Annotated in this window: 24 protein-coding genes and 1 pseudogene; 12 read left to right on the plus strand and 13 right to left on the minus strand. The window is 69.6% G+C overall.

Annotation, left to right across the window (positions count from 1 at the left end):
• Positions 1 to 21 precede the first annotated feature (21 nt).
• The 3 genes from dnaJ to tpiA form a co-directional block, all read right to left on the minus strand.
• A complete protein-coding gene (dnaJ, locus tag C471_RS13060) occupies positions 22 to 1,188 on the minus strand; it encodes a molecular chaperone DnaJ (protein WP_004049757.1) in 1,167 nt (388 codons plus the stop codon).
• 97 nt (positions 1,189 to 1,285) lie between these two features.
• Positions 1,286 to 3,229 (minus strand): molecular chaperone DnaK, encoded by a 1,944-nt coding sequence (dnaK, locus tag C471_RS13065; RefSeq protein ID WP_004049759.1) that lies wholly within the window; start codon positions 3,227 to 3,229, stop codon positions 1,286 to 1,288.
• A 201-nt stretch (positions 3,230 to 3,430) separates the two neighbouring features.
• Complete coding sequence (gene tpiA / locus C471_RS13070; protein ID WP_004049761.1) at positions 3,431 to 4,075, minus strand: triose-phosphate isomerase; 645 nt, start codon at positions 4,073 to 4,075, stop codon at positions 3,431 to 3,433.
• Positions 4,076 to 4,210: 135 nt separating this feature from the next.
• Here tpiA and C471_RS13075 point away from each other — a divergent pair, with 135 nt between their 5' ends.
• On the plus strand, positions 4,211 to 5,038 hold the full coding sequence (locus tag C471_RS13075) for a DICT sensory domain-containing protein (protein WP_004049763.1): 828 nt from the start codon (positions 4,211 to 4,213) through the stop codon (positions 5,036 to 5,038).
• On the plus strand, positions 5,035 to 5,454 hold the full coding sequence (locus tag C471_RS13080) for a disulfide bond formation protein B (protein ID WP_004049765.1): 420 nt from the start codon (positions 5,035 to 5,037) through the stop codon (positions 5,452 to 5,454). The genes C471_RS13075 and C471_RS13080 overlap by 4 nt, the downstream gene beginning before the upstream one ends.
• A 41-nt stretch (positions 5,455 to 5,495) precedes the next feature.
• Here the strand turns inward: C471_RS13080 and C471_RS13085 are convergent, their stop codons facing one another.
• Positions 5,496 to 6,038, minus strand: a complete 543-nt coding sequence (locus C471_RS13085; RefSeq protein ID WP_004049773.1) for a multiprotein bridging factor aMBF1 — start codon at positions 6,036 to 6,038, stop codon at positions 5,496 to 5,498.
• A 158-nt stretch (positions 6,039 to 6,196) separates the two neighbouring features.
• On the opposite strand from C471_RS13085, the gene aroA reads away from it, so the two are divergent.
• Positions 6,197 to 7,564, plus strand: a complete 1,368-nt coding sequence (aroA, locus tag C471_RS13090) for a 3-phosphoshikimate 1-carboxyvinyltransferase (protein ID WP_004049775.1) — start codon at positions 6,197 to 6,199, stop codon at positions 7,562 to 7,564.
• Between the two features lie 471 nt (positions 7,565 to 8,035).
• On the opposite strand, the gene C471_RS13095 is transcribed toward aroA, so the two are convergent.
• The 6 genes from C471_RS13095 to C471_RS13120 all read right to left on the minus strand — a co-directional run bounded on the left by C471_RS13095 (position 8,036) and on the right by C471_RS13120 (position 12,630).
• Entirely contained in the window at positions 8,036 to 9,064 is a 1,029-nt protein-coding gene (locus tag C471_RS13095) for a presenilin family intramembrane aspartyl protease PSH (protein WP_004049777.1), read from the minus strand.
• A 636-nt stretch (positions 9,065 to 9,700) separates the two neighbouring features.
• A complete protein-coding gene (locus C471_RS13100; RefSeq protein WP_004049780.1) occupies positions 9,701 to 10,507 on the minus strand; it encodes a carbon-nitrogen family hydrolase in 807 nt (268 codons plus the stop codon).
• Positions 10,504 to 10,932, minus strand: coding sequence for a CoxG family protein (locus C471_RS13105; RefSeq protein ID WP_004049782.1), 429 nt, complete (start codon positions 10,930 to 10,932; stop codon positions 10,504 to 10,506). The genes C471_RS13100 and C471_RS13105 overlap by 4 nt, the downstream gene beginning before the upstream one ends.
• A 121-nt stretch (positions 10,933 to 11,053) precedes the next feature.
• Entirely contained in the window at positions 11,054 to 11,281 is a 228-nt protein-coding gene (locus C471_RS13110; RefSeq protein WP_004049784.1) for a DUF7123 family protein, read from the minus strand.
• A gap of 51 nt (positions 11,282 to 11,332) precedes the next feature.
• Positions 11,333 to 11,515, minus strand: coding sequence for a DUF7525 family protein (locus C471_RS13115; RefSeq protein WP_004049785.1), 183 nt, complete (start codon positions 11,513 to 11,515; stop codon positions 11,333 to 11,335).
• Between the two features lie 83 nt (positions 11,516 to 11,598).
• On the minus strand, positions 11,599 to 12,630 hold the full coding sequence (locus C471_RS13120; RefSeq protein ID WP_004049787.1) for a phosphate signaling complex PhoU family protein: 1,032 nt from the start codon (positions 12,628 to 12,630) through the stop codon (positions 11,599 to 11,601).
• Positions 12,631 to 12,805: 175 nt separating this feature from the next.
• Here C471_RS13120 and C471_RS13125 point away from each other — a divergent pair, with 175 nt between their 5' ends.
• The gene (locus C471_RS13125; protein ID WP_004049789.1) at positions 12,806 to 13,165 is read left to right on the plus strand and encodes a response regulator; all 360 of its coding nucleotides are present in this window, start codon (positions 12,806 to 12,808) and stop codon (positions 13,163 to 13,165) included.
• Between the two features lie 33 nt (positions 13,166 to 13,198).
• On the opposite strand, the gene C471_RS13130 is transcribed toward C471_RS13125, so the two are convergent.
• Positions 13,199 to 13,579 carry a DUF7522 family protein gene (locus tag C471_RS13130; protein ID WP_004049791.1) on the minus strand — a complete coding sequence of 127 codons (381 nt, stop codon included), beginning with the start codon at positions 13,577 to 13,579 and terminating at the stop codon, positions 13,199 to 13,201.
• A gap of 101 nt (positions 13,580 to 13,680) precedes the next feature.
• On the opposite strand from C471_RS13130, the gene aglJ reads away from it, so the two are divergent.
• From aglJ to C471_RS13150, 4 genes are all read left to right on the plus strand, one after another.
• Positions 13,681 to 14,613 (plus strand): S-layer glycoprotein N-glycosyltransferase AglJ, encoded by a 933-nt coding sequence (aglJ, locus tag C471_RS13135; RefSeq protein WP_004049793.1) that lies wholly within the window; start codon positions 13,681 to 13,683, stop codon positions 14,611 to 14,613.
• Positions 14,614 to 14,704: 91 nt separating this feature from the next.
• Entirely contained in the window at positions 14,705 to 15,811 is a 1,107-nt protein-coding gene (locus C471_RS13140) for an AI-2E family transporter (RefSeq protein ID WP_004049795.1), read from the plus strand.
• An 88-nt stretch (positions 15,812 to 15,899) separates the two neighbouring features.
• On the plus strand, positions 15,900 to 17,045 hold the full coding sequence (locus C471_RS13145; protein WP_004049796.1) for a cell division protein FtsZ: 1,146 nt from the start codon (positions 15,900 to 15,902) through the stop codon (positions 17,043 to 17,045).
• Positions 17,046 to 17,128: 83 nt separating this feature from the next.
• The gene (locus C471_RS13150; RefSeq protein ID WP_004049798.1) at positions 17,129 to 17,863 is read left to right on the plus strand and encodes a hypothetical protein; all 735 of its coding nucleotides are present in this window, start codon (positions 17,129 to 17,131) and stop codon (positions 17,861 to 17,863) included.
• Between the two features lie 54 nt (positions 17,864 to 17,917).
• Here C471_RS13150 and C471_RS13155 read toward each other — a convergent pair whose 3' ends face one another.
• The gene (locus C471_RS13155) at positions 17,918 to 18,142 is read right to left on the minus strand and encodes a hypothetical protein (protein WP_004049800.1); all 225 of its coding nucleotides are present in this window, start codon (positions 18,140 to 18,142) and stop codon (positions 17,918 to 17,920) included.
• A 135-nt stretch (positions 18,143 to 18,277) separates the two neighbouring features.
• Here C471_RS13155 and C471_RS13160 point away from each other — a divergent pair, with 135 nt between their 5' ends.
• Positions 18,278 to 19,453 (plus strand): 5-(carboxyamino)imidazole ribonucleotide synthase, encoded by a 1,176-nt coding sequence (locus tag C471_RS13160; RefSeq protein WP_004049801.1) that lies wholly within the window; start codon positions 18,278 to 18,280, stop codon positions 19,451 to 19,453.
• An 83-nt stretch (positions 19,454 to 19,536) separates the two neighbouring features.
• Here the strand turns inward: C471_RS13160 and C471_RS13165 are convergent, their stop codons facing one another.
• Entirely contained in the window at positions 19,537 to 20,760 is a 1,224-nt protein-coding gene (locus C471_RS13165) for a PQQ-binding-like beta-propeller repeat protein (RefSeq protein ID WP_004049802.1), read from the minus strand.
• A 123-nt stretch (positions 20,761 to 20,883) separates the two neighbouring features.
• Between C471_RS13165 and purE the strand changes: the two genes are divergently transcribed.
• The 3 genes and pseudogenes from purE to C471_RS13180 all read left to right on the plus strand — a co-directional run.
• The gene (purE, locus tag C471_RS13170; RefSeq protein WP_004049803.1) at positions 20,884 to 21,492 is read left to right on the plus strand and encodes a 5-(carboxyamino)imidazole ribonucleotide mutase; all 609 of its coding nucleotides are present in this window, start codon (positions 20,884 to 20,886) and stop codon (positions 21,490 to 21,492) included.
• A gap of 351 nt (positions 21,493 to 21,843) precedes the next feature.
• A complete protein-coding gene (locus tag C471_RS13175; protein WP_004049805.1) occupies positions 21,844 to 22,260 on the plus strand; it encodes an NADH-quinone oxidoreductase subunit A in 417 nt (138 codons plus the stop codon).
• Positions 22,260 to 22,531: pseudogene (locus C471_RS13180) on the plus strand (NADH-quinone oxidoreductase subunit B); the annotation flags it as partial. The gene C471_RS13175 and the pseudogene C471_RS13180, both read left to right, overlap by 1 nt.

Consider the following 22,531-nt stretch of genomic DNA (forward strand, 5'->3'; position numbering starts at 1 on the left):
CGGACTCGGCGGCGGAGACTTCTAAAACGAACTCTTCAGCTTCTCGAAGAAGCCCCCGCCGACGTCGATATCCTCGCCGCCGGCCTCGGCGAACGCCTCCAGCGCCTCGCGCTGCTCGTCGTTGAGAGAGTCGGGAACGACGACACCGACCTGCACGTAGAGGTCGCCGCGCCCGCGCCGGCGCAGACGGGGCATCCCCTTCCCCTTGAGACGGAACGTCTCGCCGCTCTGGGTTCCGGCGGGCACGTCCATCTCCACGCTGCCGTCGACGGTCTCGACTTCGATGGTGTCGCCGAAGACGGCCTGCGGGAACGAGACCGCCTCGTTCACCCGGAGGTCGTCGCCGTCGCGCTCGAACCGGTCGCCGACGTCCACGTCGACCTCGATCAGGAGGTCGCCGTTGGGGCCGCCGTTCTCGCCCGGCGCGCCCTCGCGCTCCATCCGGAGGCTCTGTCCCGAGCGGATCCCGGCCGGGATCTCGACCGAGAGCGTCGCCTCCTCGCGGACGACGCCGTCGCCGCCGCAGTCGGCGCAGTCCTCGCTGTACAGCTCGCCCTCGCCCCCACACCGGGGACAGGTCGAGGTCTGCTGGACGCGACCGAGCGGCGTCTGCTGGACCTGCTGGACCTGCCCGCGGCCGTTACACTGCGGACAGGTCTCCACGTCGGCGTCGGGCGGGTGGCCCGCGCCGTCGCAGGTGTCGCACTTCGCCGGTCGCGTGAGCGTGACCTCTTTGGTCGCGCCCTCGAAGGCCTCCTCCAAGTCGATCGTGAGCCCGGTGCGGAGGTCCTGTCCCTGTCGCGGTCGGTTGCCGCCGCCACCGCCGCGGCCGCGGCCGCCGCCACCGCCGAAGAACTGATTGAAGATGTCCTCGAATCCGCCGGCGCCGCCAGCGCCACCTGCGCCGCCGAAGGGGCCGCCCGCACCGCCGGGACCGCCCCCGCCGGTCGCGCCCCGCTTGTCGGCCTCGGTGAAGCGGTCGTGACCCATCTGGTCGTACTGCTGGCGCTTCTGCTCGTCGGTGAGCACCTCCTTGGCCTTCTGGATCTTCTTGAACCGCTCCTCGGCGTCGTCGTCGTCGCTGACGTCGGGGTGGTGTTCGGCGGCCTGCTTGCGGTACGCCTTCTTGATCTCCTCCTCGCTGGCGTCCCGCGATACCCCGAGGACGTCGTAGAAGTTCTCGCTCATGCGTTACGTTCGTTGATGTGTCGTTCGTGGCTGCGTCGTGTTAAGCGGCGCGTCCGAGAGACGCCGGGAACCGGACGGCGTCGGCGCTACTTCGTCGCTACTCGTCGTCGCTGTCGTCGTCTACATCCTCGAAGTCGGCGTCGACGTACTCCCCGTCGTCGCCGTCGGCGCCTGCACCGCCCGCGCCTCCGGGGCTCGCACCGCCGGGGCCAGCGGCGCCGCCCATGCCGCCCATCCCGCCGGGACCGGCGCCGGCGGCACCGCCCGCGCCGCCCGGCCCGGCCTGCGCGGCCTGTCCCTCGTACATCTGCTTGCCGATCTCCTGCAGCTCCTCGGTGAGGGCCTCGGTGGCGGACTCGATCTCGTCGGTGTCGGCGTCCTCGTCTTCGAGTACCTCCTCGACGTCCTCGATGGCCGCCTCGATGTCGGCGACGAGCTCGTCGTCGTCGAGCTCCTCCTCGTTCTCCTCTAAGAGGGTCTCCGCGCGCTGGATCGTCGTCTCGGCCTCGTTGCGGGCCTCGATCCGCTCGCGCCGTGCCTCGTCCTCTTCCTTGTGCTTCTCGGCTTCCTCTTGCATCTCCTCGATCTCCTCGTCGGAGAGGCCGACGCCGCCCTCGATGGTGATCGACTCGGCGTTGCCCGAGCCCTGGTCCTCGGCCTCGACGTTGACGATGCCGTTCTCGTCGATGTTGAAGGAGACCTCGATCTGGGGGGTTCCGGCGGGCGCCGGCGGGATGCCGGAGAGCTGGAACGCGCCGAGCAGCTCGTTCTCCTCGGCGATCTCGCGTTCGCCCTGGAAGACGCGGACGTTGACGGAGGTCTGGTTGTCCGCGGCCGTGGTGAACACTTTCGACTCCTCGGTCGGAATCGTGGTGTTCTTCTCGATGAGCCGCTCGAAGAGTCCGCCCTTCACCTCGATCCCGAGCGAGAGCGGGGTCACGTCCAGCAGGACGATGTCGTCGACGTCGCCGGAGAGCACGCCGCCCTGAACTGCCGCGCCGAGCGCGACGGCCTCGTCGGGGTTGACGTTCTTCTTCGGCTCCTGGCCGACGAGCTCCTCGACCTTCTCCTGGACCTGTGGCATCCGGGTCGAGCCGCCGACGAGGATGACCTCGTCGATGTCAGACTTGGCGTAGTCGGCGTCGGAGAGCGCCTGCTCGGTCGGATCGACGGTGCGCTCGATAAGGTCCGATGTGAGGTTCTCGAACGTCGCGCGGGTGACGGACTGTTCGAGGTGGACCGGGCCGCTGTCGGTCGCGGTGATGAAGGGGAGGTTGACGGTGGTCTCCTTCTTGCTCGACAGCTCGATCTTCGCCTCCTCGGCGGCGTCTTTCAGCCGCTGGAGCGCCTGCCGGTCCTCGCGGAGGTCGATCCCGTGGTCGTTCTGGAACTCGTCGGCGAGGTGGTCGATGAGCGCCTCGTCCCAGTCGTCGCCGCCGAGGTCGTTGTCCCCGTTCGTGGCGACGACCTCGTAGACGCCGCCGCCCAGATCGAGGACCGACACGTCGAACGTGCCGCCCCCGAGGTCGTACACGAGGACGGTCTGGTCGGACTCGTCGTCGAGGCCGTACGCCATGGAGGCCGCGGTCGGCTCGTTGACGATGCGCTCGACCTCGAAGCCGGCGATCTCGCCGGCGTCTTTCGTCGCCTGGCGCTGCTTGTCGTTGAAGTAGGCGGGGACCGTGATGACCGCCTTCTCCACGTCGTCGCCGAGGTACTCCTCGGCGTCGCGCTTGATCTTCTGGAGGATCATCGCCGAGACCTGCTCGGGCGTGTACTCCTCGTCGCCGATCTCGACGGTGTAGCCGTCCTCGCCCATGTGCCGCTTGATCGACTGGATCGTGCGGTCGGGGTTCTGGACGGCCTGGTTCTTCGCCGGTTTGCCGACGAGCCGCTCGTCGTCGTCGGCGAAGGCGACGACCGACGGGGTGGTTCGGTCGCCTTCCGCGTTGGCGATGATCTCGGGCTCGTCGCCTTCCATCACCGCGAACGCGGAGTTGGTGGTACCGAGGTCGATACCGAGGATCTTGTTGCTCGCCATCTTAGCCAAAGTTAGCGGCTTGTGTCGGTTAAAGGTTACTAGACGGCGCGATCTCGGCCGACAGCCGATACCCTCGCAGTCTTGCGATTTTCGCGATCGTGTGAACGCGTCTCACCGATGTCTTTATACCGATCCGCAAGCGCAGCAGCCCGCTTCCGTCGCGGCGGTCCGCGGGAACCCCTCGGAAGCCGGGGGCGCCCCTCAGATCCCGCTGACGAGGTCTTCGAGCACCGCCTCCGGGTCGTCGGCCTTCGCGACGCCGGAGGCCAGCAGGACGCCGGACGCCCCGAGGTCGCCGGCGGTCGACACGTCCTCGCCGGTCGAGACGCCCGCACCGCAGAACACGTCGACCGCGGGGTCGACGGCCTCGGCGGCCGCGACCGCGTCCTCGACGATCCCGGGGTCCGCGGTGGCGACGGAGACGTCACCGCCGATCAGCTCCGGCGGCTCGACCGCGACCGCGTCGGGGCCGAGCGCGGCGGCGGCGCCGACCTGTGCGGGATTGTTCGCGCAGACGATCGTCTCCAGGTCGGCGCGCTCGGCGGCGCGGACGGAGCCGTCGATGTCGGCGAGCTTCAGGCGGTTCTCGGAGTGATTGATAAGGGTCCCCTCGGCGCCGTTGTCCGCGACGGCCTCGGCGAGCGTCGACCCGGTGTGAGAGCCGTGGGCGTTCGGCGAGACGTGCTGCCCCCACGTCTCGACGCCGGTGTCGGCGACGCGGGCGATGTCGGCGGCCTGCGGCGAGACCGCGATCCGGGCGCCCGACGCCTCGGCCACGTCGCGGGCGGCGGTCGCGACTTCGATCGGGTCACACGGGTACGCCTTGAGGTTCACCAGGATGAACATACTCGCACTCGGGTGCCGCGGTGCAAATAGCTTCATACTCCGGCGACGCTCCCTCTCCGACCCCGAGACCGGGGCCCGCCGTGACCCCGAGAGCAGAAACGACCTTATACCCCGCTACTGTGGGTCCGACAAGGGATGTCTCTCATCGAGCTCATCGCGGGCGTGGAAGCTCACGAGGCCACGCTGACCGTGTTCAACGCCGACCCGGCGGTCACCGAGGCGCTCCGAGAGCACTTCGCCGACCGCAACGTTCGGATCGTCGAAGACCAGACCGCCTCCGGACCGGAGGCGTTCGCCGTGCTCGCGCGTGACGGGGAGTTCGTCACCGCCGCGACCGTCGACGAGCTGTTGCCACGGCCGGGCGATGACGGGAAACCGCGAGACGGAGGGTCGGGAGGTGGGAAACCGCGAGACGGAGAGCCGGGAGACGGGGGACCGGAAGAAGGCGAACCGGGAGGCGGGGACCGGAGCGACAGGCGCGTCGGGGAGCCGGTGTTGGACCACCTCGATGAGACGATGTTCACCTCCTACTCGCGCGCGGACATGGTGGCCGCCTCCCGCGAGATCGAGGACCGCGCGTGGCGGGTCGGCGACGGGGAGCTCCACGCCGGCTTCCAGACGCTCGACGTGCTCACCGGCGAGGCGGACACCTACGACCTGCTCGGCGAGAAGGAGCGCCTCGACGTCCACGCCTACGCCGCGGACGAGGGCGAGGCGCCCGACGTGGAACACTACGCCGTTCACGTCGGCGAGACTGCCGAGATCCGGGAGACGTGGTTCGTCGCGTACGACGGCGGCGGGTACGACGACGCGAAGTGCGCGTTGCTCGCCGAGGAGCGCGCCCCGGGCGAGTTCTACGGATTTTGGAGCTACGACCCCGAGACGGTCGGCTACATCATCGACTACCTGACGGAACGGTACGGGGGATCGGAACAGACTGACGACGGCGGAGCCACAGTGTGACTGGACGACTCCCGGAGTCGACCCTCTGGCTGTCAGTTGCGACGGTCGTCGCGACGGTCGCGACCGCTGGGAGCCTCTGGTTCAGCCTCGGGGTCGGGCTCACGCCCTGCGATCTGTGTTGGTACCAGCGGATCCTCATGTACCCGCTCGTCGTGGTGCTCGGCGTCGCCGCCGTCGAGGGGCGGGCGGCGGTTCTCCGAACCGCGCTGCCGCTCGTGGCCTTCGGAGGAAGCCTCGCCGCCTACCACTCGTACCTCCAAGCGACGATGACGGAGTGCGCGATCGGCGGCCCGTGTGCGGCCGTTCAGTGGCAGAGCCCGGCGCTCGGACTCACCATCCCGAACCTCTCGCTCGTCGCGTTCGGGTTGCTCGCAGTTCTGCTCGTCGGGATGTGGGGGCGGGTCGGACGGCGGTAACGGCGAGAGAACGGGAGCGATCTCGGGGCGAATTCCGGCGGTCAGTCCTTCCGCTTGACCACGTCGCCGAGCGTCATCGTCCCGGCGTCGCCGCTGTCCCAGTCGGCGTCGTCGACGGACTCGCCCTCGACGAGCGAGATGTCGAGCGCGCTCTCCAGCTTCCGCTGGATGTCGTCGGTCGGGAGCGTGTCGCCGCGCTCCAGCTTGCGGATGAGGCTCGCCTTCTCGTTGAGCTGGTCGGCCAGCTCCTCCTGGCTGAGCTCGCGGGACTCGCGGGCGTTCCGGATCTGCTCGTCGTAGTCGGTGGCGATCTCGTCCATGTCGTCGAACATGTCGCGCGGGCGCGTCGACCCGCCCGAGGACCCGGACGAGCCGGACGACCCGCCCGAGGACCCGGATGAGGACCCGGACGACTTCCCGGTGCTCGAACTCGTGGAGTACTTGCTGCCGCCGGAGCCGGTGGACTCGTCGCGGACCTCGGTTCCGAAGTCCGTACACGAGCTACACAGCTCCAGCTCGGCGCCTTCGACCTTCGTCGTCGTCAGCGAGGCCTCGTCGGCGCCACACATCTCACACTGGGGCATACGCGACGGTAGCGCTCCCGATGGTATAAAGGGTGCGCCGGCGGGCTCCGACGAGCGTCGGAGAAGCCGACCTGAGCCGCCGAACCGAACCGCGGAATCCGCCCGCAGAATCGTGCCGCGGCCGGTACCCACTTGTCGCCGCGGGCGGCAGGGGACGTATGGACGTTCACGTCACCACCTCGACCGTGCGGGGGACGACCCGCGCGCCGCCCTCGAAGAGCTACACCCACCGCGCGCTGCTGGCCGCGGGGTACAGCGACGGCGCGACCGTGCGCTCCCCGCTCGTCTCGGCCGACACGAAGGCGACCGCCCGAGCCGTGACCGCCTTCGGCGGCGCGGTCGAGCCGGGCCCCGAGTCCGGAGCGGACATCGACGAGGCCGACGCGCTCGCCGTCGACGGGTTCGGAGGCCGACCCGCCGTCCCCGACGACGTGATCGACTGCGCGAACTCCGGGACGACGATGCGGCTCGTCACCGCCGCGGCCGCGCTCGCGGACGGGACCACGGTGCTGACGGGGGACGGGTCCCTCCGCTCGCGTCCGCAGGGGCCGCTCCTGGAGGCGCTCGGCGATCTCGGCGTGCGCGCGGAGTCGACCCGCGGGAACGGGCAGGCGCCCCTCGTCGTGAGCGGCCCGCTCGCGGGCGGCGAGGTCGCGATCCCCGGCGACGTCTCCTCGCAGTACGTCACCGCCCTGCTGATGGCCGGCGCGGTCACCGACGAGGGCGTCGAGATCGAGCTGACGACGCCCCTCAAATCGGCCCCGTACGTCGACATCACGCTCGAACTGCTCGCCGACTTCGGGATCGAGGCCACGCCCGTCGACGACGGCGGCGACGCGCTCGACGGCGCCGCCGGCGCCGCCGGCTTCGTCGTCGACGGCGGGCAGTCGTACGCGCCGGCCGGCGGGAGCTACACCGTCCCCGGCGACTTCTCTTCCATCTCGTATCTGGTCGCCGCCGGCGCGGTCGCCGCCGAGCAGGGCGAAGCGGTCCGGATCGAGGGCGCCGTGCCGAGCGCGCAGGGCGACTCCGCGATCGTCGAGATCGCCGAGCACATGGGCGCCGACGTCGAGTGGGACCGCGAGGCGGGCGTCATCACTATCCGGCGCTCCGACCTCTCGGGCGTCGAGGTCGACGTGGGCGACACGCCCGACCTCCTCCCCACCATCGCCGCGCTCGGCGCGGTCGCCGACGGCGACACCCGGATCACGAACTGCGAGCACGTCCGGTACAAGGAGACCGACCGCGTCGCGGCGATGGCCGAGGAACTGGAGGCGATGGGCGCCGAGGCGACCGAGGAACGGGACGTGCTCACGATCCACGGCTCCGAGAGCGACCTCCGGGGCGCCGACGTGGACGGGCGCGCGGACCACCGGATCGTGATGTCGCTGGCGGTGGCCGCCTTGGTCGCCGACGGCACCACGACGATTCGGGGCGGCGAGCACGTCGACGTCTCGTTCCCGAACTTCTTCGACGCGATGGCCGACCTCGGGATGGCCGTCGAGCGCGACGGCGCGAGCGAGTAGTGCGCGGCGACAATTTATAAATGCGATGCGGTGGCGCGTGCCTCCGAGTGGCCGATAGGCCACGAGGAGCACGCGCGAGGGACGCCGCGAGCGACCGGAGGGAGCGAGCGGCGAGGCTGGGGAGGTGTGAGGCTGCGGTCCCGCGAGCGGAGTGAGCGGAAGCACGGAAGTCGCAGCCCGCGCAGCGAAGCGAGCAGGAACGTCTTCCGGCGGTGCGGTTGCGGTCGGGTGGGACTCAAAGGGGCAGCCGCGAGGACGAAGCCCGGCGACGCAAGCACTGGAAGGAGCGAACGGAGTGAGCGACTGAAGGGCGCAGCGAGCCGCGCGAGTTCTCGCGGCTGGGGCTTTGGCGGTGTTCACCGCAGAGTCATAGATCACGTACTACCGAGCGGCTGGGGCTTTGGCGGTGTTCACCGTCGATCCGCCATCAGCAACCACTCATAAACGACCGCCGCCGACCCCAACGACGACTTAGAAGAATCCGCCGAGCCCGACCGCCTCGATCAGCGGGACGCCGGCGACGACGGAGCCGATCAGGTAGCCGCCGATCGCGCCGCCATTTAAGAGCGGAAGTCCGGCGTGCGGTCGCCCCTTGATCACCCAACTCATCAACACCAGCAGCCCCGCGAGGCTGCCGACCATCGCGAGCAGCGCGGGGGCGTTGATCCCGATCAGGGGCACGGAGAGGGGATCCGCGGGGGAGAACCTCGCCGCGCTCGCCACGAGCACCGCCGGGATCACGGCGTCTCCGAGCCCGATGAAGAACGCGTCGCGGTCCTCGATGTCGGTCGGCTCCGAGACGTCGGCGCCCGCATCGTCGGTCTCCGTGTCGTCGGCGCCCGCGTCGGCCTCCGTGTCGTCGGGGTCGTCGGGCTCGGCGGGCTCCGTGGCATCGCCTTCCGATTCTTCCGCGTCCTCCCCGCCCTCCCCGAGAAGCGAGTACGAGAGCGACAGCGGGATCACGAGCACCACGGGGATGTTCAGGTCCATCACACCCTCCGCGAGCGACAGCATGTGCTCGGTGCCGTACACCGAGATCGCGTCGTACACCGCCAGGAAGGCCAACAGGAGCAGCGCGGGCAACAGCCCGAAGGAGATGCCGAAGAGTCCGGCCGCGCCCGCGCCCATCAGCACCCCGGCGGCGTCGATCACGTACCACTCGGGGTACGCGAGGAGGGCGACGCCGACCGCGACGGCGGGCACCGCGGCCGCGAGCGGCGACACCACCGCGGAGAAGACGTACCACGAGAGCCACGCGGAGACGCCGACGATCAGCAGCCGGATCCCCTGATCGAGGTCGTAGCGGAACGCCGCGAGCATCACCCCCGTCATGGCGATGATCGCGGCGATATACACGAGGCTGTTCGTCGGGTTCTCCGGGTTCTCGACCGCCTGATAGCCGCTTTCGGCGAACTCCGGGACCAACGCCAACGCGCCCAACTGAACGACGAGGAACAGGCCCACGACGAAGGCGACGCCGCGGTACTCGCGGGGGAACATTCGACCGTCGGTTCGGGATCCGAGGGTTTCGTCCTTGCGCTTCGGCTCGGACCGGGAGCGTGTCCGCTGCTACGAGACGGCGATACCGAGAAACGGGATCGGGTACGGTGTGGGAGCGGGTCGACCCGAGCCCGAAGGCCGACGGACGACGGACGGTGGAAGCGAGTCTCCGGCCGCCCGAAAACGGGGTCGGGCCGGCCGGTTTCGTCCGCGGCGTTTACGTGCTCCCCCGAGCGAGATAAGTAGCTATCGCCTGAATTATCGTGTGTGATTCTTGGGGTTCCGGCGACCGTCCTCGACGGCCCGCCGCTGGACGACGCGCTCGCGGAGCGGTCGATCGAAGTGCGTTGAACGCGAGGCCGTGGCTGCGAGACGCGACGAAAGGGGAGAGGGAAGCGGCGAGAGGCGAAGTCGAGGTGGCAAACGGCGAATCAGCGGCGAAAGGCGAAGCGGAAGGTTGAACGACGGGAGGCGGGCGGGCGGCGGCCGAACAGCGGACCCCCGGGCTGTCATCGGCGTCGCCGCCCGAGTGGTCGGGACGGGCGCGTGGTTTGTCGCCGAACTCCAACGAGAAAAGCGTCGGACTTCGGCAACCGATCGTTGTCGCTTCTCCCGTATAAATGAGACGGTCCGCGGCTATCGCCGGTCGCGCAGCGCGGGGAACTCCTCGCGCACCGCGGCCACGCGGTCCGGGTCGACCTCGGCGGTCACGGTCGTCGGCTCCTCGCCTGCCGACGCCAGCGTCGTTCCCCACGGGTCGTAGACGGTCGTCCGACCGCAGAGCGCGTCGCCGCCGAACGCGCCGCTCCCGTTGACCGCCGCGACGTACGCCAGGTTCTCGATCGCCCGCGCCCGCCCGAGCGTGCGCCAGTGCTCCACGCGCGGATACGGCCACGCGCTCGGCACCAGAACGCAGTCGACGCCCGCCTCGACCATCCGCCGAAACTGCTCGGGGAACCGGAGGTCGTAGCAGGTCGTCACGCCGACGCGCACGCCCTCGATCTCCGTCACCGGCTCCCGCTCGCCGGGGACCATCCGGGTCGTCTCCTCGGAGCCGTAGCCGAACAGGTGGCGCTTCCGGTAGACGAGCCGGCGGTCTCCGCTTCGATCGAACAGCACCGCCGTGTTCGCGAGCCCCTCGTCGGCCGGCACGTCGACCCCGGCGGCGGCGGACGCGGCGAGGTCCTCGACGACGGTCCCAGCCAGCACGTTCACGTCCTCCTCGCCTGCGACCGCGGCGAACCGACCCAGCCGGTCGCCGGCGAGGCCCTGGGCGGCGCGGGCGTACGACTCGAACGCGAAGTACCCCACGTCGAACAGCTCCGGGAGGACGACCAGGTCGGCCCCGTTGGCCGCCGCCTCGCGGGTCGCCTCGATCGCGGCCGCGACGTTGTCCTCGACGGCGCCGCCCTCGACGCCGAGCTGGACGCAGACGACCCTCATGCGGTCGTTCCGAACGACGCTCGAAGGGCGTCCTCCAAGTTGTCCAGCTCCTCGTCGAAGTTGCGCTCGAAGAAGGACTCGACGCCCGGCAGCCGTCCGTCGACCACGAACTCGTTGGCCAGCCGACAGCCGCCGTCGGCCTCGGTGATCGTGTGCTCACCGGTGACGCGGAAGGCGCGCGACTTGCCGACGAACTTCACTCGGGTGGGCGGCTCGCGCTCGACCTCCTCCGTCTCGACGGAGATAGTCGACCGGATCATCGGGATCGGGAGCGCGACGTGCCACGTCGCCCGCCCGTCGCCGTGGACCTCGTAGGTGTCGACGACGCTGATCGCTCCTGCGCGCTGCTCGGCGTCCGAGATGAACGCCCACACGTCCTCAGGGGGGGCGTCGAACTCGAACGTCCGGGAGACTCGGACGGTCATACGCTCCCGTTTGGGGCTACGGGAATTAAAAGCACGCGAGTCGAGCGGCCGGAGTCGGGCGGTCGGGGTGTAGCGGGTGAATTCGGTCGGGCGAACTCGAGCGAACGGGGGAGGACCCGCCTCAGCTCTCCGGGGTCACGCGCCACGTCGTCGAGCGCGCGCGGCCCCACTTCTCGATGTCCACGTCGTCGGACTTCTCGGCGAGTCGGGGGAGCCGGGAGCCGACTTGCTTAGCGGTGAGACCGATGGCGTCGGCGATCGTCTTTGAGCGGACGTACCGCTCGCCACGGGTGACGCTGTCCGTGAGGTACGCGAGGATGCGCTGCTCCTCCTCGGTGTACTCGCTCATGCACCGAGGTAGGCGTCAAACGTTCTTAACGGTTTCTCGTCCGGCCCGCGTTCAGTCGAAGATCTGGACGGCGACGACCGAACAGAGGGCGAAGACGACCGCCGCCCCGAAGCCCCAGGCCTTCCCGAGCTGAGCCGGGTGGCCGAACATCACGACTGCGCCGACGACCGCGATCGCGCCCAGCGCGAGCGCCACGCCGATCTCCTTGTCGGACTCGATGGATGCCTCACTCATACTCGTCGCTTTGCGGGCGGCTACTTAGTTCATGCGAACGCGGGGAATTCGGAGCAGGAACGGGGCCGGAGATCGCGCCCGGATCAGATGATCTCGACGTGCTCGGACTCCTTGTTGAGCGCGAGGTTCGCGGCGATCTCGGCGTTCCGCATCGCGTATTCGGCCGTGTGCTGGAGGCTGACGAGCACCTCGCGGGTCATCAGCAGCGTGTCGTTGTCGAGGTCGCCCGGGAGCTCTCCGAGGATCTCCTGTTCGCGGTCTTCGAGTCGCGCGAAGAGCTCGCGACACTCGACCGTGAGGTCGTAGTCGCGCTCGACGACCGCGCGCACGGCGAGCGCCGTCAGCTCGTCCACCTGATCGGTGAACTCCCGGATCTGGCGCATCGTCGCGCTGTCGACGTCGAGGGTGTGGCCCTCCGCCTCCATCACGATGTCGGCGATGTCCTCCGCGTTGTCGGCGGTGAGTTCGAGGTTCTTCGCCACGGAACGGTAGCCGATTAACGGGAACCCCTCCTCTAACCCGACCGCGCGGGCGAGGTTCGGGTTCTGGTACGCCGTGAAGATGAGCCGGAGCAGGAGCACGAAGATCTTGTTGGCCTGCCGCTCGCGGTTGAGCGCGCGCTGAGCCAGGTCGGGGTTGCCGTGCGCGAGCGCCTTCACGGCCTCGCCGCGCATGGTCGATCCCGTGTTCTCCAGCCGTTCGAGCAGGTTGTCGAGGGTGAAGTCCTCCGGGTCGACGGAACACCGGATCGAGATATCCGAGGGCGTCTCCTCGATGACGCCGAGCCCCATCAGCTGCGTCTCGGCCTTGTAGACGGCGTTGATGTGCTCGCTGTCGAGCGTCCCCTCGCTGCGGACGTGGATCACGCGCCGCCCGAGAACGTACTGGGCGACGATGGCGCGTTCGAGCGAGCGCGCGTCGAGCGCGTCCGCGTTGATCACCGCCTCCGACTCCTCCGTGCTCACCGACTCCGGGAGGACCGTGAGCGTCCCTTTGCCGCCCATCCGCAGCGACACCTCGTCGCCCTTGTTGACGCCGTGCTCCTTCGCCCACTCAGCGGGGAGGGTCATCGCCAGCGTCGACGGCCCCAGCCGCTGAACTTTCCGCGTTTCCATAGGGGCTGATACCGCCGGATACACCTTAACCTTGTTCCTATGTCCATTATACGCTTGATCAAATATACAAGGGATATTCCACGTCGCTGGCGACGGAAGAGGGAGGAGGAGAGAGCCCCTCACCGGTTGCGAGTCGATCCGCGGGCTTATGCCGTTCTGCCGCCGACGGACAGGCATGACCGAGCGGGTACTCGTCGTCGACGACTCCTCGTTCCAGCGGACCGTCGTTCGGGACGCGCTGGAGGGCCCCTTCGAGGTCGTCGGCGAGGCGGAGAACGGCGCGGAGGCGGGGGAGCTGTTCGAGGCGTACGAACCGGACGCGGTGTCGATGGACGTCGTCATGCCCGAGATGACCGGGATCGAGGCGACCGCCGCGATCAAGGACCGGTGGCCGGACGCGGTGATCGTGATGTGCACGAGCGTCGATCAGCAGGAGAAGATGATGGAGGCGGTGAAAGCCGGCGCCGACGGTTACGTGACGAAGCCGGTCGACGCCGACGAGCTGGTCCCAGAGATGCGGAGCCACTTCGAGTGAGGGGCCGCGGTCGGCGGGGCAGCGCGCGCTTCCCTACGCCGGATCGAACGACCGCAGGATCGACCCGAGCGCGCTCGCGAGTTCCTCGAAGCGGTCGATGTCCATCGAGTCGGTCGTCACCCACACCCCGTGGCCGTTGTTGATCACGCGCGTGAGGTAGCCGTTCTCGAACACGCGGACGGTGAACCGGTAGTCGCCGAGCTGGGTGTCGGCGTACAGCGACTGCGCGTGGAACCCGTGTCGCTCGCTCTCCGCGAAGCCGACGAGGTCGGCCGTCCGGCTCAGGTCGCTGCGGAGGTAGAGCTGCTCGACGTCCTCCTCGGTGAAGTACGTGAGGCTTCGCAGCTCGTCTCCGGTGGCGGTTCGGGCGGCGCTGAGCAACTCCTCGACGCTGTCGTCCGGTGGGTGTTCCATGCTACCACGATCGATCGTCTGGTACATGAGCGTATGGGTGACCGAAACGACTCCGACTCGGAGGGACAGAGTTTAGCGACTCCCCCGATATCCACCCCGTAATGAGCGAATACGACGACGTCTGCGTCCTGCTGCCGACGATGGACGAAGTCGAGACGGTCGCGCGCGTCGTCGAGTCGTTCCGCGACGCCGGGTTCGACGAGGTTCTCGTCATCGACGGCGGATCGACGGACGGCACGCGGGAGGCGGCCCGCGAGGCGGGCGCACGCGTCGTCGAGCAGTCCGGGAGGGGGAAGGGCCAGGCCGTCAGGGAGGCGGTCCGCGACCACATCGACGCGCCCTACGTCGTGATGGCCGACGCGGACGCGACGTACGACGCGGACGACGCCGACGCGATGCTCGATCCGCTGCTGTCCGGCGAGGCCGACCACGTCATCGGGAACCGGTTCGCGGACATGCGTCCGGGCGCGATGACGCGGTTGAACCGGATCGGAAACCGGATCATCAACTTCTCGTTCCGCCTCATCCACGGCGAGCGCTACCGGGACATCCTCTCCGGCTACCGCGCGTTCACCCGCGAGTCGTTCCGCAGGCTCCACCTCACCGCCGACGGGTTCGGGATCGAGACCGAGATGGCGGTCGAGTGCGTGAAGAACCGGCAGTCGGTCGCGGTCGTCCCGATCACCTACCGCGAGCGTCCCGGCGGTTCCGCGACCAACCTCCACCCCGTCCGCGACGGCGGCGTGATCTTCATCGAACTGTACCGGAAGGCGAAGACGAACAACCCCCTGTTCTACTTCGGCAGCCTCGGCGTCGTCTCGACGAGCGCCGGGGCGCTCATGACCGGGTACGTGCTCTACGACTGGTTCGTCAACGGGATCCCCCACGAGATAATCACGATCGGCGCCGTCGGGGCCACGCTCTTGGGGATCCAACTGCTGATCTTCGGGTTCCTCGCCGACATGATCCTCTCGCTCCACCGCGAGCAGGTGGCGCGCTACGAGCGGGCGGTCGACGACGGCGCGGAGCGGTAGGGGTCGACTCCCGTCCGCTCGTCCGTTTCCTGTCCCTCCGCGACCCGATCGAGCCCCCATAGTTTATGCCGAGCCACGGAGAGGAACGTCCATGGACGAAAAGCGGTTCGTCATCGCCCTCTTCGGACTCGTCGTCGCGCTGCTGGTCGGGTTCATCGCCTACCGGTTCGTCGCCCCGCTCACGGTCGCCGTCTTCCTCTACTACTCGACCCGGCGCCTCTACCACCGCCTCGAACGCTTCCGGCTCCCCGCACGGGTCAGAGCGGTGGCCTCGCTGTCGCTGATCGGCATCCCGCTCATCGGACTCCTGAGCTACACCGTGCTCCTCCTGCTGATCGAGGCGCGTCGGTTCATCGAGCAGTACCCGGTCACCGAGACGGTCGGCGCCGAGAACTCCTGGGTCGGCGACCTCGCCGCGCTCTCGGACCCGACGTTCGACGGGGTCATGCGGGCGTATCAGTCCGGCCAGCTCGACCCGCTCATCGAGTTCGCCTCCGAGCAGGCAACGTTGCTGGCGGGCGTGCTCTCGGGGTTCGCGTTGAATCTCCTCATCACGATCGTCGTCACCTACTACCTGCTGCTCGATGGGTCGAAGTTCCACGAGTGGCTGCTCACGTTCGACGACGACGCCGTCGTCCGCGAGTACCTGGAAGCGGCCGACGCCGAGTTGGAGGCGGTGCTGTACGGGAACCTGCTCAACGTCATCGCCATCTCGATCATCGCCGTCGTGACATACACCGGCTACAACGTGGTCGCGCCCGAGATCGTCGAGGTTCCGTACCCCGCGCTCGCGGGCGCGCTCACCGGCGTCGCCAGCCTGATTCCCGTCATCGGGATGAAGATCGTGTACGTCCCGCTCGCGGCGGTGACCGCGGTCCCGTCGGTCCTCGGCGACGAGGTCGCGGCGCTCGTGTACGTCGCCGGGTTCCTCGTCGTCGCCGCGGTCGTCGTCGACACGATCCCCGACATCGTGCTTCGGCCCTACTTCAGCGGGAAGACGACCCACGTCGGGCTGCTCATGTTGGCGTACATCTTCGGGCCGGTCGTGTTCGGGTTCCACGGGCTGTTCCTCGCGCCGATCGTGCTCGTGTTGGCGCTCACGTTCGCCGACACCGCCCTGATCCGGCTGCTCGGCGGCGACCCCGAGGAGGTCGGTCCGGAGATGCCTCGGGGGCAGCGCCGGCTCGACGAGTTCTGATCGACGGGCGCCGACCGGCGAGCTCCGGGCCGGCGCTCGACGCCTCGGGCCGAAGAGATAAACCCCCGCTCGACGACCGGGGTGACGTATGCGAGTACACGTCATCGGTCTCGGGGGCGCCGGCGGCCGGATCGCGGACCGGCTCGCCGCCGACAGCGACGGGGACCGGTTCCTGCAGGGCGTCAACGCGTTCGACACCGATGCGGCCGCGCTCGACGCCCTTCGGTCGGTGGACGAGTCCCGCCGGTACCGCTTCGGCGACGCGGCCGGCGGCGGGGGTCTCGACGGCGACCTCCACGCGGCCCGGCGGCTCGGCGACGCTCACGCCGGCGAACTCGGCCGAGCCATGGACGACCAGCGGCCGTCGCTCGCGGAGGCGTTCGTCCTCGTCGTCGGGCTCGGCGGCGGCGCGGGGGCCGGCGTCGCGCCGGCGCTGGCCGAGGAGCTGACGCGGCTCTACGACGTCCCCGTCTACGCCGTCGGGATACTCCCGACGCCCGCCGAGTCCGAGCCGAGCGAGCCCGACTCCACCCGTGCGACCGGCGAGGGATCGGGGGAACGTCCTCCGGATCGCCCCCTCGCGGAGAAGAACGCGGCGCGGACCCTCGACGCGCTCTCCGACCGCTGTGCGGCGATCTTCCCGTTCGACAACGGCCGGTGGCTCCGCCCCGGCGAGACGATCGCCGACGCTCGCGACCGGCTGAACGGGGTCGTCGCCGAGCGGCTGGCGGCGCTGTTCGGCGCCGGGGAGTCCGACGACGCGGCGTCGACGCCCCAGCAGGTGCTCGACGCGAGCGACGTGGCCCGAGCGGTCGGCGACGACGGGGAGATCGCCGCGGTCGGTCACGCGACGCAGGCGGTCGAGCCGCCCGAGTCGGAGTCGCGGTTCGGGCTCGGGCTGTTCGGCTCCTCGGAGTCGGCCGAGGTCGACACGAGCGCCGCGGTGTCAGCGATCGAGACGACGATCCGGAAGGCGGCTCGCGGGAAGAACACCGTCGAGGTGCCGGAGGGTCGGGCGGACCGGACCCTGCTCGTGGTCGGCGGGCCGCCGGCGTGGCTCAACCGGGAGGCGATCGCGGACGGGCGGCGGTGGCTCGCCGACGAGACCGGCTCCGGCGCGATTTTGAGCGGCGACGCCCCGGTCCCGGACGGCGACGAGGTGTTCGCGCTGGTCGTGCGCTCGGGGATCGACGAGCCGGCGCGGGTCCGCGAGATACGCGAGTCGATCGCATGAGTGTCGATAGCGTGAGGGGCGTTCCCGTGCGCCCTCGGCGGCCGACCCGAACTCGTTAACCGCGTGAGGCGCCCAGTACGCCCGTGACAACCCACGCCGACCTCGGGCTCGACCTCGACGTGCGCGACACGGACGCGGTCGCCGACCGACGCGACCAGCTCGTCGCCGCCGTGCGGGACCACGCCGGAGCGCTCGCCTACCAGCTCGCGAAGCTGCAGGGCGGCGACTACGGCCGACAGGAGCTGTCGACGCCGGGCGGGTCGTGGACCGTCAAACACGAGGCCGGCGAGCTGGAGTTCCTGCTGTTCTCGCCGAAGTCGGGCTCGGACGTGTACGTGATCTCGACGAAGCAGCCGCCGGAGCCCGCCGACCTGGCGACCGCGCTCGACGACTACGCGAACTTCGTCGCGGCGTGGAACGAGTGGGTCGAGTCGCTGTCGGGCGTCCTCGACGGCGTGAGCGCCGAGTTCCCGGAGCCGGCCTCGACCGACGGGATCGTGGCCGAACGCGACCGCGTCCTGGATCGCGTGCGCGAGGCCTGTTCGGTCATGGCCGGCGAGATATACCGGTACGAAGGCGACGACTACGGCACCTTCACCGCCCGCGTCGACGGCGACCGCTGGGAGCTGAAGTGGGACGAGGGGGCCGTTTCCTACCTCCGCGTCGGGGGTTCCGGCGGCCTCTACCTCCTCTCGCAGTACGAGGCGCCGTCGGCCGCCGACGTGCGCGAGTACGCCGACTCGTTCCGGGGGTTCGTCGCGGCGTACAACGAGTTCGTCGACGAACTGGAGAGCGACCTCGCGGCGGTCGAGGTGTGAGCCGCGCGCCGCCGTGCTGGACCCGCCGCCGAGCCGCCCCGACCGGCGTCTCGCCTACTCGTCGCTAGACCCGCTGAACGCGCCGAACGCGTACTCCAAGCCGAACATGACGACCGCCATCGTGAGGGCGCGAACGAGGAGGAGCTCCCCGCTCAGCGCCAGTCCGACGGCGAGAACACCGCTTCCGGACGCCGCTCCCAACACGGTCGCGTACCGCCCGCGGGAGAGGCCGCGCGCCCACTCGTCGCCGCGGTCGTAGAGCCGCTTCGCGGCCTTCATACCGTCGGCGAGCCGTTCCGGACGGAAATCGGTTCCGCACGGCTTCCTCGTCGCACGCCTCGAATATACACGGTTGTGCCTATTTACTGGGTCGATGTGGGAATATTTATGCAGTAACGTTCGGTACGACCGTCCATGTCGATCACTCTGCCGGGACCGACGCTCGGCGTCGTCGGCGGCGGACAGCTCGGTCGGATGATGGGCGAGGCGGTCGCGCGGCTCGGCGTCGAGGTCGTCGTGTTGGACCCGACGCCGGACTGTCCGGCTGCCCCCGTCGTGAGCGACCAGATCGTCGGCGACTTCGACGACGCCGACGCGATCCGCGAACTGGCGAGCCGCGTCGACGCGCTCACCTTCGAGATCGTGCTCGCGGACCCGGACCTGCTCGCCGAGGCGGCCGCCGAACACGACGTGCCGGTCCACCCCGACCCGGACACGCTCCGCACTATTCAGGACAAGCTCGTCCAGAAGGAGGCGCTGGTCGACGCCGGGATCCCCGTCCCCGAGTTCGTCGCGGTCGCCACCGCCGAGGGGCTCGAACGCGTCGTCGAGGAGTTCGGCGGCGTCATGCTGAAGGCCCGCGAGGGCGGCTACGACGGTCGCGGGAACGTCCCGGTTCGGGACCCGGCCGATGCCGCCGCCGCGCTCGACGAGGTCGGCGGGAACGCGATGGCCGAGGAGCTCCTCGACTTCGAGCGCGAGATCGCCGTGATGGGACTGAAGGGGGCCGACGGCGAGACCCGGACGTACCCCGTCACCGAGACGGTCCACCGCGAGGAGATCCTCCGCGAGAGCGTCGCGCCGGCCCGGGCCGACGACGCGGTCGTCGCCGAGGCGGAGGCGGTCGCGAGAGACGTGCTCGACGTGCTCGACGGCCGGGGGGTCTTCGGGATCGAGCTGTTCGAGACCCGGGACGGCAACGTGCTCGTCAACGAGATCGCGCCGCGGCCGCACAACTCCGGCCACTGGACCATCGAGGGCGCGCGCACCTCGCAGTTCGAGAACCACGTCCGGGCCGTCCTCGGGTGGCCGCTCGGCCCGACCGACCTCGTCGCGCCGGCGGTCACCGCGAACGTCCTCGGCGATGTCGAGGAGACTCAGTCCGCGACCCTCTCGGGCGTCGACGACGTGCTCGCCGCGCCCGCCGCCGACCTGCACTGGTACGGGAAAGACGACGTGCGCCCGCTCCGGAAGATGGGGCACCTGACGGCGACGGCCGGAGGCGACGACCCGGACGCCGCCGCCGACCGCGACGCCCTGCTCTCGCGGGCGCGAGACCTCCGCGACGGGCTGACCTTTCGAGCCGAGTAGCGAAAGCGACGCCACGACGGGGGCCACTCCCCTCCCGACGCTCCACGCGAGTCGCAGACGACCCGCGCCTCCGCACGCACCTCTCAGGAAAGCACTAGTAACCGCCCGCTCCCGGTCCCCGTCGCCACCGTCGCGAACAGCGTCCCGTCGGCGGCGGTGACGTAGCTCGCGCCGCCGTCGACCTCGCGCTCGAACCGCGTCCCGCCGACGCGGACCGACCGGAAACCGACGCCGCCGTCGACGCCGACCCCGCGGAGCCGTTCTCCGCCGACGTAGACCGTGTCGCCAACGACCGCCGGCGGCGTCGGTCGAACGGCGTTCCCGATATCGGTCCGCCACGCGTGGCTCCCGTTCTCCGCGTTCAGCGCGTACAGCCGTCCGCCGGAGGCCGCGAACACTCCGCCGTGACCGACCGCCATTCCGCCCTCGACGAACCCGCGAAGGTCGGCGCGCCACCGGGGCTCCCCGGCCGGGCCGAAACAGCGGATCGATCCGTCTCCCGCGCCGACGACCACGTCTCCCGACCCCCGTATCGACTCCCCGTCCGAGCCGCGAGACCCGACGACGGTCGGGGCGGTGCGGATCCCGGCGTCGACGGTCCGGGTCCAGCGCACGCGGCCGTCGTCGTCGACCGCGTACAGTTTCCCGCCGGCGGTCGCGGCGTAGACGACGCCGTACACCGACGCCAGCGCGCGCGCGGCGGCACGCCGGACGATTCCGTCCAACCGGCGCTCCCACTGCAGTTCGCCCGTCGCGCCGTCGAACGCCCGGAGGTACTCGCCGGCGCCGATCACCACCCGGTGACCGTCCCCACGCTCGACGACGAGCGGCGTCGTCTCCCCGAAGACGTACTCGAACTCCCGGCTCCACAGCCGCTCACCGGTGTCGAGTTCGCGAGCGACCAGCGTGTCGCTCTCCGGGACGTACGCCACGCCGTCCGCGACGGTCGGCGCCCCGGTGTAGCGAAACGCGTCGTTGTCGTCGGGAGCGACGCCCCACCGCCGGCTCAGGTCTCCGCGGTCGAGCGCGACAACGTCCACGCCGGCGTTCAGAAGGACCGTCCCGGCGGTCACCACCGGGTCGCCGGCCGGGGTCCCGTCGAACTCGTGCGTCCGGTCGACGGTCGGGTCGTCGCGCGGCGCGACGCCGTTCGGAACCGCCCGGGAGTTCAAGTCGTCGCCGCCGCCGGTCGGCCAGTCGTACGTCTCGTCGGTACCGGGGTCGCCGTCGAACCCGCCGAGACAGCCGGCGGTAGCCGTCAGTCCGGTCGTTCCGAGACCGGCGAGAAACGCGCGTCTGGAGGGCATGTTCGTCCGGAGGTTCCGTGGCCGGGCTCTTCGACTTTGTGATCGCTGGGGCGGCCGTCGGCGACGCGCCGGCCGGCCACCGGACCGGCACGATTTACAACCCGCCTCGCGTCACCCACATCCATGACGACGGTCCAAGACCTGATCGACCGGCTCGAAGCGGAGGCGGCGGCCGACGCCGACCCCGAGACCACCCCCGACGTGGGGATCATCATGGGGTCGGACTCCGACCTCCCCGTCATGGAGGGCGCCTACGAGGCGCTCGACGAACTCGAGTTCGCCGAGCAGACCGACTTCGACGACGCCCCCGACGCGCGGTTCACCTACGAGAGCTACGTCGTCTCCGCCCACCGGACGCCGGAGCTCATGTACGCGTACGGGGAGACCGCGGCGGCCCGGGGGATCGATGTCGTGATCGCGGGCGCGGGCGGGAAGTCCGCAGACCTCCCGAACATGACCGCGTCGATCGCGTACCCGATCCCGGTGATCGGCGTCCCGGTTCAAGAGAAGTCGGTGGACTCGGTCATCGGAATGCCCACCGGGGCCCCGATCGTCGCCGTCGACGCCGGCAAGTCGTACAACGCCGCCCTGTCTGCCGCGCAGGTGCTCGCGCGCGAGCACGACGCCGTCGCGGAGCGGCTGATCGATCTCCACGAGAAACAGAAAGCGGGCGTCGCGGACGTGTCGACCGCTCTCCACGATCTCGGGCTCGACGACTTCCGGAATCGATGAGCAACTGCTCGCTTATAAATAGCTGCTGACGCGGAGACCCCCGATTGCGCCCGCCTCGTGGCTCGCTCGGAGCCCCTGCGGTCGCCCGCGTCGCTCACAGCATCCAGCGAGAATCGGAGATTCTCTGCCAGCCGGCGCGCCACCGTACCGGATTTATACATTGGTTGCCGTCGCCGTCACCGGTAGCGTTTGCCCCGCACGGTGACCTTCCCGAGCCGGATCGACGGCTGCCAGTCGCGTCACCGCCGTTCCGACCGGAAACGGGCGATACCGGGCCGCTCGCGCGCGGGCACACAAGTCTCAACGCTTATGAGGGGGCGGTCCAAATCCTCGCACGTTACGGAGACCTATATGAGCGATTGGATAGCGATCGGCGCCTTGGCGGCCGTCGGCGTGCTCATCCCGCTGGGGATGATGTCAGTGTCGGCGTTGCTCCGTCCGAGCGTGCCTGAGACCGGTAAAAGTACCACCTACGAGTCCGGCGAGACCCCGACGGGCGGGACGCGGATCCGGTTCAACATTCAGTACTACATGGTCGCGCTGTTGTTCGTCGTGTTCGACATCGAGACCGTGTTGCTGTTCCCGTGGGCCGTCATCTACCGTCCGGCGATCAGCGCTGGCGTGCCGATGATCGACCTGCTGTGGCCGATGTTGGCGTTCGTCGGAATCCTCGCGATCGGGCTCGTCTGGGCGTGGCGCTCCGGCGCGATCAGCTGGGCCCGGAGTCCCCGCGCGACAAGTCGAAAGACGGAGCGTGACCTCAACTAATGAGCAGCGATCAACCATTCATCACCGACGAATCGCAAGTCGTAACCGAGACCCGCGACGCCCGGATGACCGGGCAGGGAGACCGCTTTAACTCCCGGCTCCGCGAGGCGTTCGGCTCCTCGCCGTTCATCCTCACCAAGTTCGACAAGTTCCTGAACTGGTGTCGCGGCTCCTCGATGTTCATGCTGCAGTTCGGCATCGCCTGCTGCAGCATCGAGATGATGCACACCTACGCGGTGAAACACGACCTCGACCCTGTCTCTTATACACA

Origin of the sequence: Halorubrum saccharovorum DSM 1137 (genome assembly GCF_000337915.1) — an archaeon.
GTDB classification, from domain to species: domain Archaea; phylum Halobacteriota; class Halobacteria; order Halobacteriales; family Haloferacaceae; genus Halorubrum; species Halorubrum saccharovorum.